This window comes from Thiobacillus thiophilus (assembly GCF_055378705.1).
Map to the genome: position 1 here is coordinate 1,980,585 of NZ_AP042404.1, position 13,500 is coordinate 1,994,084.

The window sequence follows — 13,500 nt, forward strand, 5'->3', positions numbered from 1 at the left end:
TTGATACGGAACTTGTCTAACCCCTGTCATGAATAAGGTGCGGATATGAATTTCAACGCAACTTTGATCGGCCAGTCCGTCACATTTATCTTCTTCGTGTGGTTCTGCATGAAGTTCGTGTGGCCGCCGATCATGAATGCACTCGAAACGCGCAAGAAGCAGATCGCCGACGGCCTTGCCGCGGGCGACCGCGGCAAGCACGAGCTGGAACTGGCCGCCAAAATGGCCACGGATAAACTGCGTGAAGCCAAGGCGCAGGCGGGCGAAGTGATTGCCCAGGCCGACAAGCGTGCGGCGCAGATCATCGAGGAAGCGAAAATGGCCGCCAAGGAAGAGGGCGAGCGACAGATTGTCGCCGCCCAGGCCAATATCGCACAGGAAACCAACCGTGCACGCGAAAGCCTGCGTGATCAGGTGGCAGCGCTGGCCGTGGCCGGTGCGGAAAAAATCCTGCGTCACGAAGTCAATGCGCAAACCCATGCTGAGCTGCTGGGCCAGCTGAAAGCCGAGCTGTAAATCATGAGCGAGCTGTCTACCCTGGCACGCCCCTACGCCGAAGCGGTATTTCGCCTGGCGCAGGATGAAAAGGACCTGACGGGCTGGTCGTTACGCCTGAAATCGCTTGCGCTGATCGTAGCGGACACTCAGATGGCGCGCCTGATCGCCGATCCTGTGGTGGCGGCCGATCGGGTGGCCGGCCTGATTATCGAGGTGGCTGGCAGCGATCTTGGCGACCGTGGCAGCAACTTTGTCACGGTGCTGGCCGAAAACGACCGCCTGTCACTGCTGCCGGAAATAGGTGTGCAGTTCGAAACACTGAAGGCCGATGCCGAAGGCACGCTCGAGGCCACCATCACCAGCGCACAGGAACTGTCGCAAGCCCAGCTCGACGAGCTGGTGGCGGGACTCAAGGCCAGGTTCAACCGCGCGGTGAACGTGCAGGTGGCGGTCGATCCCGAACTGATCGGTGGCGCAGTCATTGCCATCGGCGATCAGGTGATCGACGGCTCGATCAAAGGACGACTGCAGCGCATGTCCTTCGCCCTGCAGGCCTGAGGCGCGGCCAGGCTCATCCAACTCATCTTTATCGAAACCTCGCGGTTCGGAGAATATAAATGCAATTGAATCCAAGCGAAATCAGCGAACTGATTAAAGCCAAGATCGAAAACTTCGGTGTTTCAAGCGAACTGCGCACCCAGGGCACGATCGTCTCGGTCACCGACGGTATCGTCCGCATTCATGGTTTGTCCGACGTGATGTCGGGCGAGATGATCGAAATGCCGGGTAACACCTTCGGCGTGGCGCTCAACCTTGAACGCGACTCGGTCGGCGCGGTGATCCTGGGTGACTACGAACACATCACCGAAGGCGATGTCGCCAAGTGCACCGGGCGTATTCTCGAAGTGCCGGTGGGCCGTGGCCTGCTGGGCCGCGTGGTGAACTCGCTGGGCCAGCCGATTGACGGCAAGGGCCCCATCGCCGCCGATAAAACCATGCCGATCGAGCGCATCGCCCCCGGCGTGATCGAGCGCAAATCGGTCGACCAGCCGGTGCAGACCGGTCTGAAGTCGATCGACGCCATGGTGCCGGTCGGCCGTGGCCAGCGCGAACTCATCATCGGCGACCGCCAGACCGGCAAGACCGCCGTCGCGATCGATGCCATCATCAACCAGAAGGGCACCGGCGTGACGTGCATCTACGTCGCCATCGGCCAGAAGGCCTCTTCGGTTGCCAACGTCGTACGCAAGCTGGAAGAGCACGGCGCGATGGATCACACCATCGTCGTCGCCGCGACCGCGGCTGACGCCGCCGCGATGCAGTACATCGCACCGTACTCCGGCTGCACCATGGGCGAATACTTCCGTGACATCGGCGAAGATGCCTTGATCGTGTACGACGATCTGACCAAGCAGGCCTGGGCCTACCGTCAGGTGTCGCTGCTGCTGCGTCGTCCGCCGGGCCGCGAAGCCTACCCCGGCGACGTCTTCTACCTGCACTCGCGCCTGCTCGAACGCGCCGCGCGCGTCAACGCCGACTACGTCGAAAAGATCACCAACGGCGCCGTCAAGGGCAAGACCGGGTCGCTGACCGCGCTGCCGATCATCGAAACCCAGGCCGGCGACGTCTCCGCCTTCGTGCCGACCAACGTGATCTCGATTACCGACGGCCAGATCTTCCTTGAAACCGACCTCTTCAACGCCGGCATCCGCCCCGCGATCAACGCCGGTCTGTCGGTGTCGCGCGTCGGGGGTGCTGCGCAGACCAAGGTGATCAAGAAGCTCGGCGGCGGCATTCGTCTGGCGCTGGCGCAGTATCGCGAACTCGCGGCCTTCGCCCAGTTCGCTTCCGACCTTGACGAAGCCACCCGCAAGCAGTTGGAGCGCGGCCGTCGCGTCACCGAACTGATGAAGCAGGCGCAGTACTCGCCGATGTCGGTTTCACAGATGGCGTTGACCCTGTTCGCGGTCAACAAGGGCTACATGGACGATGTCGAGGTTGGCAAGATCCTGCCCTTCGAATCCGCACTGATGGCCTTCATGAAGGCCAAATACGCCGGCATCATGGACAGCATCGAAACCAGCGGCGATCTGGATGACGCAACCGAGAAGGCGCTTACCGCCGCGGTCGACGAATTCAAGAAAACCGGCGTCTATTGATCGGCCGCGCGGGTTTGCAGCCGCTGGTTTAAGGAGCAAGTATGGCAGCCGGAAAAGAGATACGGACCAAGATCAAGAGCGTGGAAAACACGTGCAAGATCACCAAGGCCATGGAAATGGTGGCGGCGTCGAAGATGCGCAAGGCGCAAGAACGGATGAAGGCCGCGCGCCCGTACGCCGAGAAAATTGCCCGCGTGGCAACCCACCTGGCCTACGCCCACACGGAATACAAGCATCCATTCGTGATCGCGCGTGACACCGTCAAGCGCGTCGGCCTCATCGTCATTACCTCCGACAAGGGCCTGTGCGGCGGCCTCAACACCAATGCCCTGCGTGTTGTAGTGAGCCAGATGAAGCAGTGGGAAGCCGCCGGCGTCGGCATCGACGTCACGGCGCTTGGCAACAAGGGGCTGGGCTTCATGCAGCGGCTCGGCGCCAATGTGGCGTCGCAGCTCACCGGCCTGGGTGATGCCCCAGGCATGGACAAGCTGATCGGCCCGGTCAAGGTCATGCTGGACGCCTACCTCGAAGGCAGGATCGACGCGCTCTACATCGTCTACAACCGCTTTGTCAACACGATGAAACAGGAGCCGACGCTGACCCAGCTGCTGCCGCTGGTGAAAAAGGAAGACGCCGAGGACGCCACGCTGAAAACGTACTGGGACTACATCTACGAGCCCGATGCCAAACCGGTGGTCGACGAGATGCTGAAGCGCTACATCGAGTCGCTGGTGTATCAGGGCGTGGCCGAGAACATCGCGTGCGAGCAGTCGGCGCGGATGGTGGCGATGAAGTCCGCTTCCGACAACGCCAAGGACGTCATCGGCGAGCTGAAGCTGATCTACAACAAGACCCGCCAGGCTGCGATCACCAAGGAGCTGTCGGAGATCGTCGCCGGTGCGGCCGCGGTTTGAACGTGCCCAATACATTGAATTACGCGAGCACAGAATTTAATTCTTTTAGGAAACAAGCATGAGCAACGGAAAAATTGTTCAGATCATCGGTGCCGTGGTGGACGTGGAGTTTTCGCGTGATGCCTTGCCCAGGGTCTTTGAAGCGCTGAAAATGGAGTCCCCCGAGCTCACCCTCGAAGTCCAGCAGCAGCTGGGCGACGGCGTGGTGCGCACCATTGCGATGGGCTCGACCGACGGCCTGCGCCGCGGTATGGACGTACTCGCAACCGGCAATCCGATCATGGTTCCGGTCGGCCAGGCGACGCTCGGCCGCATCATGAACGTGCTCGGCACCCCCATCGACGAAATGGGTCCGGTTGCGGCCGAGACACACATGCCGATTCACCGCAAAGCCCCGGCCTATGCCGACCAGGCGGCCTCGGTGGAAATTCTCGAAACCGGGATCAAGGTGATCGACCTGATCATGCCGATCGCCAAGGGCGGCAAGGTCGGCCTGTTCGGCGGCGCCGGCGTGGGCAAGACCGTCACCCTGATGGAGCTGATCCGCAACATCGCCGTCGCCCACTCGGGCTTCTCGGTGTTCGCCGGCGTCGGCGAGCGCACCCGCGAGGGCAACGACTTCTATCACGAGATGAAAGAAGGCGGCGTGCTGGACAAGGTTGCGCTGGTCTACGGCCAGATGAACGAGCCGCCGGGTAACCGCCTGCGCGTCGCGCTGACCGGTCTCACCATGGCCGAATACTTCCGTGACGAAGGCCGCGACGTGCTGCTGTTCGTCGACAACATCTACCGCTACACCCTGGCCGGCACCGAAGTGTCCGCGCTGCTGGGCCGGATGCCGTCCGCGGTGGGCTACCAGCCGACGCTGGCCGACGAAATGGGCCGCCTGCAGGAGCGCATCACCTCCACCCGCACCGGCTCGATCACCTCGTTCCAGGCCGTATACGTACCGGCGGACGACTTGACCGACCCCTCGCCCGCCACCACCTTCGCCCACCTCGATGCGACCCTGGTGTTGTCGCGCCAGATCGCCGAGCTGGGCATCTACCCCGCGGTGGATCCGCTCGACTCGACCTCGCGCATTCTCGATCCGCAGGTCGTCGGCGACGAGCACTACAACGTCGCCCGTGCGGTGCAGGGCACGCTGCAGCGCTACAAGGAGCTGCGCGACATCATCGCGATTCTGGGAATGGACGAACTGTCGCCGGAAGACAAATTGTCGGTGGCGCGTGCGCGCAAGATCCAGCGCTTCCTGTCGCAGCCCTTCTTCGTCGCCGAAGTGTTCACCGGCGCGCCGGGTAAATATTGCACGCTGAAAGAGACCGTTGCCGGCTTCAAGGCGATTGTCGAAGGCGAATACGACCATCTGCCCGAGCAGGCCTTTTACATGGTCGGCCCGATCGAAGAAGCGGTCGAAAAGGCGAATACGATCCAGTAAAAGCGGTGAAGGGTAAAGGGTGAAGGGTAAAGGGTGGAAGGGCACAGGGTGAAAACCTGCAGGCCTTCCCCCACCCTTCCCCCTTCCCCCTTCCCTTCACACAGAAGGAACAAGTTATGGCAATGACCATCCATGTCGATATCGTCAGTGCAGAGAAATCGCTCTACTCCGGCAGCGCCGAAATGGTGATCGCGCCCGGCGAGCGCGGTGAACTCGGCATCTACCCGCGTCACACACCGCTGTTGACCACGCTCAAGCCCGGTTCGGTGCGGATCAAGGTGCCCGACCAGGCCGAGGAAGAACTGATCTACGTTTCCGGCGGCATTCTCGAGGTGCAGCCGAACTTCGTTACCATCCTGTCCGACTCCGCGGTTCGCGGCGTCGACCTCGACGAGGCCAAGGCGCTCGAAGCCAAACGCGCCGCCGAAGAAGCGATGAAGGACAAGGTCGCCGCCATCGACTACGCGCAAGCGCAGGCCGAACTGGCTCAGGCCGTTGCTCAACTGGCGACGATTCAGAAGCTGCGCAAGCTGATTTGATTCACCCAGGCTAGAACACAGCCAGGCAACCTTTGGGTTGCTTTTTTAATGGGCCACCGGGAATGCGTATTTCGCAGGCAATGGCTTGACTAAACCATCTCATGGACTAGTTATTAAAAAGAGCGTGTTTAATAACATCATGTATGGTGCTGCGTAACCCATTTTTCCTGAATCTTTAATTGGAGCTTGATCATGCATAAAACCCCCTTTCTTTTCGGCCTTGTCGGTGCGACCTTGATTTCTACCGGAGTTGTAACCGCGCATGCGGCAGAAGCTCCTTTTTACAATCCGACCAATGCCGCCAGCCCGACGGGGTATACGACCGGCTACGAGCTTTTCCGGACAATCGGCTGTCCTGGACGGGAGCTTCTTGGCGTCCCCTGCCCGGTGCCTGCCCCCGCGCCGCTTGCTGCAGAACCTGAACCAGAACCGCTTGCGGCCGCGCCCGAACCTGTCGTTGCACCTGCGGCACCGCTTGCGGTAGTGCCTGCCCCTGTGCCGGTTGCGGCTGTTGCGGAACCCGTACCCGTCGCGACGCTCGTGCTGGAAGGTGTGAATTTTGATTTCGACAAGGCGGTCATCCGGCCGCAGGACTACGCCAGACTCGACCAGGACGTCGATGCCTTGAAAGCATGGGGCGATGTGGATGTGGAGGTTGCGGGCCACACGTGCAGCATCGGCACCGAAGAATACAATATGGGTCTGTCACAGCGCCGCGCCGAGGCCGTGCGTAACTACCTGGTCAGCAAGGGCGTCTCGGCAGATCGTCTGACCGTCCGGGGCTACGGGGAGTCCCGACCGGTTGCCAGCAACGCCACGCTTGAGGGTCGCGTCCAGAACCGCCGTGTCGAACTGGTTCGCTACAAATAGAAGTTCCTATTTGAGCCGATTACGGGGACTACGGTCCCCGTTTTTTGGTAGTGGCGTAGAGTTGTTCTGGCGCCGTGTTTACGACACGGAAAAAGCACCCCAGCATGCGTTTTGCGTATCTTGCGCGATCAAGTTCGAAAAATGCTGCATTATGTTCGGTAGCGCACAGAATCGGCGTGCGCCTTTGGGTATTCTCAACTGACTGTTTATTACCCAACATCCTGCTAAGCACCATCGGTGTTCAGGATAGCCTTCGAATTTTGCTTGAGTTTTTTATAGGAGCTTTACTATGCGTACAACCCCTTTCCTTTTTAGTATCCTTGGCGCGACCCTGATTTCTGCCGGGACGATCAGCGCGCACGCAGCTGAAGGCGTTTATTACGACCCGTCCAATGCCGCCAGCGCGAGCGGGAAAACAGTCGGTTACGAGCTTTTCAGGACGATCGGCTGTCCGGGCAAACAGCTTCTTGACGCACCGTGCAAGGTGCCGGCGCCCGTGCCCGAGCCCGAGAAGTTTGCTGCTGCTGAGCCCGCGGCCGCACCTGCGCCCGCACCTGCTTATGTCGCGCCCGCGCCTGCGCCGGTTGTTTATGTCGCGCCCGAACCCGCGGCGCCGCAAAAACTGGTGCTCGTAGGGGTGAACTTTGATTTCGACAAAGCCAGCCTGCGTCAGGAAGACGCCTCCGACCTCGACAAGAACGTCGAGGCTTTGAAGGCATGGGGCGATGTGAACATCGAAGTTGCCGGCCACACGGACAGCATGGGCAGCGATGCATACAACATGAAGTTGTCGCGCCAACGCGCGGAAGCGGTCCGTAACTTCCTGATCAGCCGCGGTGTCGCTGCAGACCGCCTGACCGCCAAGGGCTATGGCGAAGCGCAGCCGGTTGCGGATAACGCGACGGAAGAAGGTCGCTTCAAGAATCGTCGTGTCGAACTGGTCCCGCTGAAGTAATCGCGTTTCCATTCAAGCCAATTACGGGGACTTCGGTCCCCGTAATTGTTTGTGAGTGCCGAAGCGTGCGCGCATGACGGGCAAACTGCGACGCACAAGCTTTATACTTGGCGCGCATTTTGCTCATTTATTTTGCCGATGTGGCTCATCATCCAGACACACGAATGGAATCCAAGCTTGAAATCCTGATACTCGCGGCGGGCAAAGGCACCCGCATGCGCTCCGACCTGCCCAAGGTTCTGCATAAGCTGGCGGGCAAGCCCCTGCTCGGGCACGTGGTGGATACGGCCCATGAACTCGGCGCCGCGCAGGTCTGCGTGGTGTACGGTTTTGGCGGTGAGGCCGTGCCGCAGTCGATGGCTGACGACAAGCTGACGTTTGTGCTTCAGGCCGAACAGCACGGCACCGGCCATGCAGTCAAACAGGCGCTGCCCCTGTTGGCCAACGACAGCGTCACGCTGGTGCTGTATGGCGATGTGCCGCTGACGCACAGCGCGACCCTGCAGCCGTTGGTGACCGCGGCGCAGGCCGGCAAGCTGGGGCTGCTGACGGTGACGCTGGCGCACCCGGATGGCTATGGCCGCATCGTGCGCGAAAACGGCAAGGTCGCGCGCATCGTCGAGCACAAGGACGCGACGCCTGCCGAGCGCGCAATTCATGAAGTCAACACCGGCATCCTCGCCGTGGCGACACGCCAGTTGAAGCGGTGGATCGCCGAACTGAAGAACGACAATACGCAGGGCGAGTACTACCTCACCGACATCATCGCGCTGGCGGTGCGCGACGGGTTAGATGTGGAAACCTATCAACCGGGGTACGAGTGGGAAGTGCTGGGGGTCAACAGCAAGGTGCAGCTTGCCACGCTCGAGCGCATCCACCAGAACGAGATCGCGCAGGCGCTGCTCGACGCCGGCGTGACCCTGATGGATCCGGCGCGGCTCGACGTACGCGGCATCCTGACGTGCGGGCGCGACGTACTGATCGACGTCAACTGCGTGTTCGAAGGCCACGTAAAACTGGGCGACGGCGTGCAAGTGGGCGCTAACTGCGTGCTGCGCAGCGTGACCGTGGCGGCGGGCACGCGCATCGACGCCTTCACCCTGATCGACGATGCCGAAATCGGCGAAGCCAACCGGCTGGGGCCGTTCTCGCGCATCCGCCCCGGGACCACGCTGGCGCGCGACGTGCACATCGGTAACTTCGTCGAGATCAAGAACAGCCAGATCGACGACGGCGCCAAGATCAACCATCTTTCCTACGTCGGTGACACCACCATGGGCAAGCGGGTCAACATCGGCGCCGGCACCGTCACCTGCAATTACGACGGCGCCAACAAGCATCGCACGGTGATCGAGGACGACGTCTTTGTCGGCTCGGATACCCAACTGGTGGCGCCGGTCACGGTCGGCCGCGGCGCGACTCTTGGCGCCGGCACCACGCTGACGAAAGACGCGCCCGCCGGCGAACTCACCCTGGCCCGGGCGAAACAGCTTACCCTCAGCGGCTGGACACGCCCGGTCAAAAAGGTGAGGGGTGAGGGGTGAGGCGTAATTTTAATTTAACGGGAGGTTTGGAAATCATGGCAAGACTACACGAGCAAGAAAGCGGTGGTTCGGCGCTCAAGGCCTCACCCCTCACTCCTCACGCCTTACCCGGCGCGGAGCGCCGCTGATATGTGCGGTATTGTCGGTGCGGTTGCGCAACGTAACGTCGTTCCCATTCTGCTCGAAGGCCTGCGGCGGCTGGAATATCGCGGCTACGACTCGGCCGGGCTGGTTATCGTCAATGGCGGGTTGAAGCGGGTTCGCAGCATCGGCCGCGTCGCCGCGCTGGCCGCGGAATGCGCGGCGCAGAAGGTGCACGGCCACCTCGGCATCGCGCACACACGCTGGGCCACCCACGGCGCGCCGTCGGAGGCCAATGCGCACCCGCATGTCAGCGGCCGCCTGGCGGTGGTGCACAACGGCATTATCGAAAACCACGAAGTGCTGCGCACCCGGCTGAAAGAACTGGGGTTTGTCTTCACCTCGGAAACCGACACCGAGGTCATCGCGCATCTGGTCGAACTGTATTACCGTCAGTCGAAAGACCTGCTTGCTGCCACCCGTGCGGCGGTGGCCGAACTCGAAGGCGCCTATGCCATCGGCGTAGTAAGTGAGGACTCACCTAACCGGCTGGTCTGCGCCCGCAAGGGGAGCCCGCTTCTGATCGGCCTGGGCATCGAGGAAAACTTCATTGCGTCGGACGTCTCGGCCCTGCTGCCGGTGACCCAGCGCGTGATGTACCTGGAAGAGGGCGATGCCGCCGACGTCGGCCTGCTGTCGGTGACGGTGGTTGACGCCGCAGGCAAGCCGGTCGACCGCAGCGTGCATATTTCCGAGCTGTCGGCCGACATGGCCGAACTCGGCAATTATCGCCACTTCATGCAAAAGGAAATTCATGAGCAGCCGCGCGCGCTGACCGACACGCTGCTGATCGCGGTGGCGCAGGATCATGTCCTGCCAGAATGGTTCGGCTTCGACGCCGCCGAGGTGCTGGGCAAGGTGAACGCAGTGACTTTCCTTGCCTGCGGCACCAGTTATCATGCAGCGAAAGTGGCCACGTACTGGCTGGAAGCGATCGCCGGCATCCCGGCACGTGCCGAAATCGCCAGCGAATACCGCTACCGCACTTCGGTGCCCAACCCCGATGCGCTCATCGTCACCATTTCGCAGTCGGGTGAAACCGCCGACACGCTGGCGGCGCTCAACCATGCCAAGACCCTGGGCCAGGACAAGACACTGACCATCTGCAACGTGCCTGAGTCAGCGCTCACCCGCGCCTCGCGCCTCAAATTCCTCACCCGCGCCGGGCCGGAAATCGGCGTTGCCTCGACCAAGGCCTTCACCACCCAGCTGGCTAGCCTGTTTCTGCTCACACTGGTGCTGGCCAAACTGCGCGGCCGGCTCAGCGCGGAACAGGAAGCTGCGTATGTGGCCGAACTGCGCAGCTTGCCGAATAAAGTGCAGCAGGTGCTGGCGCTGGAGCCGCTGGTCGAAGCCTGGTCGCAGTATTTTGCCAACAAGCATCACGCCCTGTTCCTCGGACGCGGCGTGCACTATCCGATTGCGCTCGAAGGCGCGCTGAAGCTGAAGGAGATTTCCTACATCCACGCCGAGGCCTATCCGGCCGGGGAGCTCAAGCACGGCCCGCTGGCGCTGGTGGACGAAGACATGCCGGTGATCACCATCGCCCCCAACGACCAGCTGATCGAAAAGCTGAAATCGAACATGCAGGAAGTGCGCGCGCGTGGCGGCGAGCTGTATGTGTTTGCCGACGGCGATGTGCACATCGAGGAATCTGATTTTGTACACGTCATCAGGCTGCCCGGCGGCGGCAACGGCGCCCTGTCACCGATCCTGCATACCGTGACGCTGCAGATGCTGTCGTATCACGCCGCCCTGCAAAAAGGCACCGACGTCGACAAGCCACGCAACCTGGCGAAGTCGGTCACGGTGGAATAAGCAATAGGGAAATTCAGGCTTGGTCTGACAGGTCGCGGGCGTTCAGGTCATGATGGTCTGGCAGAAATCGGCCAGAGCCGCCGTTGGCACGCTGAACAAATCACGTCTGCTATGCGCGGCACACCCGTCGTTGAATAGAAACTCAAGCTGAACGGCCGCTTCCAAAACGGCGAATTCACTCTCCCTTAAGAGGCCATCCGGCTTCCGATTTGTAACCGTCCACTTCTAAATGTGGTGCAAGCATTGTGGAAATTTTCTTAGGTGGTCAGGCCTCGGACGAATCGGCTATAGGGCCTTCACTACTCTGTGAGTAGTCGGCAGATCAGGAGTATGAGCATCATTCCTCCAAAGCAGGCAAGGTGAGCTGGAACCGTGTCATTTGGTCAGCGGACATCACTGTGATTGAGCCGCCATGGGCGTCAACGATGGATTTGACGATGGAAAGCCCCAGCCCAGCCCCATCTCCCTTGCGCTGACGCGATGGATCGACACGGTAGAACCGATCGAACAGTCTGGGGAGGTGCTCAGCCGGGATATTCGTGCCCGGGTTCTCGATGGAAACGGTGGTCTGACCCCCGTGCCTGGCCATGGATATCTGTACCGTTTTACCTGGTAAAGTGTGCTGGATGGCGTTCGATATAAGGTTACTGAGCGCGCGCCGCAACATCATCCGGTCGCCACGAACGGTGGCCGATCCCGTCTGGATCAGCGAAACGCCACGCTCTTCCGCCCAGGCTTCAAAGTAATCGAATAAATCCTGGGTTTCATTGGCCAGATTGACTTCTTCCAGACTCGGTTTGAGCAGGCCGTTGTCGGCCTGTGCGAGGTAGAGCATGTCGCCAACCATCTGCGCCATGCGTTCATACTCCTCCAGGTTGGAGTACAAAATTTCCTTGTATTCATCATTGCCGCGTGCGCTGGAAAGTGCCACCTGGGTTTGGGTCATGAGATTTGAAATAGGGGTGCGCAGCTCGTGCGCAATGTCGGAAGAGAACGCGGAAAGCCGTCGAAAAGAATCGTCCAGACGAGCCAACATGGCGTTAAAAGCGGTGGCGAGAGGCTTGAGTTCCGCGGGTAGTCCGGTAGTCGGCAGGCGTTCCGCCAGATGTTCGGCGGATATGCCCCCCACCATGTTGGTGACTTGACGCAAGGGGGAAAGCCCCCATCGGGTGACTGCCCAGCCCAGACTGGCTGTGGCCAAGGCGGCCAAAGCGATGGCGATGGCAAGCACTGACCGGAACTTGTTCATGAAAAGATCATGATGCTCGATGTTCAGTGCCACCGCTACGGTGTAAGACCTGCCATTACCCGCGGCCACCAACACGGCCATGCCCCGGTAGCTCACACCAGCCAGCTTCCACTGCCGCAAGGTGCCGGATGTACAGACTGTCGGCTGGATGTGGCAATCTTGCAGCAACGTTCGCGGGAAATCTGCGCCTGATGTGGCAAACCAGATATTGCCCGTTGCATCCGTCACAGCCACTGCGAGACCATGGTGGCCGACCAGGGCGTCATCCAGTCGTTGGGGTAGAGAGTTCAATTCCGCTTGGGTATACGTGTGCTTGAATAAATTCTGGATGAGTTCCAGCTTGCCATTGAGTTCGTGCAGATCTCCCTCTTTGAAATGGGTCTCCACCCCTTGCGTCAGGAAATAGCCCGTCGCCAGTAAAACCAGAGAAGCCGACACGGCGAAAAGAAGACTGATCCGGGCAGTCAGCGACAAGGTTTTCATGGTTCTGCATTTTCCGAGAAGGTTTCCAGCACGTAACCCATTCCCCGCACGGTGTGGATGAGCTTGGACTCAAAGCCTTCGTCGATCTTGACCCGCAAGCGTCGCACCGCCACATCGATGACATTGGTATCGGAATCGAAATTCATGTCCCAGACCTGTGAGGCGATCAGACTACGGGGCAGCACTTCTCCCTTTCGGCGCAGAAACAGTTCGAGCAGGGCGAATTCCTTGGCTGTCAGTTCGATCTTGCGTCCCGCCCGCATGGCCCGCCGCCGCAACAAATCCAGTTCCAGATCGGCCACCTTGAGGACAGCGGATTCCAGGGTGGCATGCCCGCGGCGAACCAGGGAGCGCACCCGAGCCAGCAGTTCGGCGAAAGCGAAGGGTTTTACCAGGTAATCGTCGGCGCCCAATTCCAGCCCCTTGACCCGGTCCTCGACCTGGCCACGTGCAGTCAAAAACAGCACCGGCATGTCGATGCCTGCCCGGCGCACGCCTTCGAGCACCTGCCAGCCATTGATGCCGGGCAGCATCACATCCAGGATCATCATGTCGTAGTGCCCCGCTTTGGCGAGTTCCAGTCCATCCCATCCCTCGCGCGCCAGATCCGTGACGAAACCGGCCTCGGTGAGACCTTGCTTCAGGTAATCGCCCGTCTTGGGCTCGTCTTCGACGATCAGGATTTTCATGGTTGAAATATCAGGACGGATGCAAGCATCCTGCCACAGCTCGCACCCGATGGATGGGTGCATTACAGATTTGTAATCCGCTTGTCAGGTTGGTGTTGGGCATGCGCCCGCAGGATGCGGTCAAACGAACACCGCCTTGGCGCGGTAAACAAGGATAACCCTGACGATATCGATGGGCTGCATTTGCCAGAGTTCCGGGTTTT

Annotated in this window: 12 protein-coding genes; 10 read left to right on the forward strand and 2 right to left on the reverse strand. The window is 60.7% G+C overall.

Annotation, left to right across the window (positions count from 1 at the left end; all coding sequences use genetic code 11):
• Positions 1-45: 45 nt before the first annotated feature.
• From ACZ41T_RS09680 to glmS, 10 genes are all read left to right on the forward strand, one after another.
• A complete protein-coding gene (locus ACZ41T_RS09680; protein WP_464921189.1) occupies positions 46-516 on the forward strand; it encodes a F0F1 ATP synthase subunit B in 471 nt (156 codons plus the stop codon).
• A 3-nt stretch (positions 517-519) separates the two neighbouring features.
• Positions 520-1,056: a F0F1 ATP synthase subunit delta gene (locus ACZ41T_RS09685; RefSeq protein WP_464921190.1), complete on the forward strand. Its 537-nt coding sequence runs from the start codon at positions 520-522 to the stop codon at positions 1,054-1,056.
• A 59-nt stretch (positions 1,057-1,115) separates the two neighbouring features.
• On the forward strand, positions 1,116-2,657 hold the full coding sequence (gene atpA, locus ACZ41T_RS09690; protein WP_464921191.1) for a F0F1 ATP synthase subunit alpha: 1,542 nt from the start codon (positions 1,116-1,118) through the stop codon (positions 2,655-2,657).
• Positions 2,658-2,698: 41 nt separating this feature from the next.
• Positions 2,699-3,571, forward strand: coding sequence for a F0F1 ATP synthase subunit gamma (gene atpG, locus ACZ41T_RS09695; RefSeq protein WP_464921192.1), 873 nt, complete (start codon positions 2,699-2,701; stop codon positions 3,569-3,571).
• A 58-nt stretch (positions 3,572-3,629) separates the two neighbouring features.
• A complete protein-coding gene (gene atpD, locus ACZ41T_RS09700; RefSeq protein WP_464921193.1) occupies positions 3,630-5,009 on the forward strand; it encodes a F0F1 ATP synthase subunit beta in 1,380 nt (459 codons plus the stop codon).
• Between the two features lie 116 nt (positions 5,010-5,125).
• Positions 5,126-5,548, forward strand: coding sequence for a F0F1 ATP synthase subunit epsilon (locus tag ACZ41T_RS09705; protein WP_464921194.1), 423 nt, complete (start codon positions 5,126-5,128; stop codon positions 5,546-5,548).
• 192 nt (positions 5,549-5,740) lie between these two features.
• Positions 5,741-6,418 (forward strand): OmpA family protein, encoded by a 678-nt coding sequence (locus ACZ41T_RS09710; RefSeq protein WP_464921195.1) that lies wholly within the window; start codon positions 5,741-5,743, stop codon positions 6,416-6,418.
• 289 nt (positions 6,419-6,707) lie between these two features.
• Positions 6,708-7,373, forward strand: a complete 666-nt coding sequence (locus ACZ41T_RS09715) for an OmpA family protein (RefSeq protein WP_464921196.1) — start codon at positions 6,708-6,710, stop codon at positions 7,371-7,373.
• Positions 7,374-7,537: 164 nt separating this feature from the next.
• The gene (gene glmU / locus ACZ41T_RS09720; RefSeq protein WP_464921197.1) at positions 7,538-8,917 is read left to right on the forward strand and encodes a bifunctional UDP-N-acetylglucosamine diphosphorylase/glucosamine-1-phosphate N-acetyltransferase GlmU; all 1,380 of its coding nucleotides are present in this window, start codon (positions 7,538-7,540) and stop codon (positions 8,915-8,917) included.
• A 129-nt stretch (positions 8,918-9,046) separates the two neighbouring features.
• A complete protein-coding gene (gene glmS, locus ACZ41T_RS09725) occupies positions 9,047-10,876 on the forward strand; it encodes a glutamine--fructose-6-phosphate transaminase (isomerizing) (RefSeq protein WP_464921198.1) in 1,830 nt (609 codons plus the stop codon).
• Between the two features lie 337 nt (positions 10,877-11,213).
• Here glmS and ACZ41T_RS09730 read toward each other — a convergent pair whose 3' ends face one another.
• Complete coding sequence (locus ACZ41T_RS09730; protein WP_464921199.1) at positions 11,214-12,608, reverse strand: heavy metal sensor histidine kinase; 1,395 nt, start codon at positions 12,606-12,608, stop codon at positions 11,214-11,216.
• A complete protein-coding gene (locus ACZ41T_RS09735; RefSeq protein ID WP_464921200.1) occupies positions 12,605-13,297 on the reverse strand; it encodes a heavy metal response regulator transcription factor in 693 nt (230 codons plus the stop codon). The genes ACZ41T_RS09730 and ACZ41T_RS09735 overlap by 4 nt, the downstream gene beginning before the upstream one ends.
• Between the last annotated feature and the right edge of the window lie 203 nt (positions 13,298-13,500).

Coding starts and splice junctions, on each gene's coding strand:
- ACZ41T_RS09685 (WP_464921190.1), top strand. CDS start 520: ATGAGCGAGCTGTCTACCCTGGCACGCCCCTACGCCGAAGCGGTATTT.
- glmS (WP_464921198.1), top strand. CDS start 9,047: ATGTGCGGTATTGTCGGTGCGGTTGCGCAACGTAACGTCGTTCCCATT.
- glmU (WP_464921197.1), top strand. CDS start 7,538: ATGGAATCCAAGCTTGAAATCCTGATACTCGCGGCGGGCAAAGGCACC.
- atpA (WP_464921191.1), top strand. CDS start 1,116: ATGCAATTGAATCCAAGCGAAATCAGCGAACTGATTAAAGCCAAGATC.
- atpD (WP_464921193.1), top strand. CDS start 3,630: ATGAGCAACGGAAAAATTGTTCAGATCATCGGTGCCGTGGTGGACGTG.
- ACZ41T_RS09710 (WP_464921195.1), top strand. CDS start 5,741: ATGCATAAAACCCCCTTTCTTTTCGGCCTTGTCGGTGCGACCTTGATT.
- ACZ41T_RS09715 (WP_464921196.1), top strand. CDS start 6,708: ATGCGTACAACCCCTTTCCTTTTTAGTATCCTTGGCGCGACCCTGATT.
- ACZ41T_RS09730 (WP_464921199.1), bottom strand. CDS start 12,608: ATGAAAACCTTGTCGCTGACTGCCCGGATCAGTCTTCTTTTCGCCGTG.
- atpG (WP_464921192.1), top strand. CDS start 2,699: ATGGCAGCCGGAAAAGAGATACGGACCAAGATCAAGAGCGTGGAAAAC.
- ACZ41T_RS09705 (WP_464921194.1), top strand. CDS start 5,126: ATGGCAATGACCATCCATGTCGATATCGTCAGTGCAGAGAAATCGCTC.
- ACZ41T_RS09680 (WP_464921189.1), top strand. CDS start 46: ATGAATTTCAACGCAACTTTGATCGGCCAGTCCGTCACATTTATCTTC.
- ACZ41T_RS09735 (WP_464921200.1), bottom strand. CDS start 13,297: ATGAAAATCCTGATCGTCGAAGACGAGCCCAAGACGGGCGATTACCTG.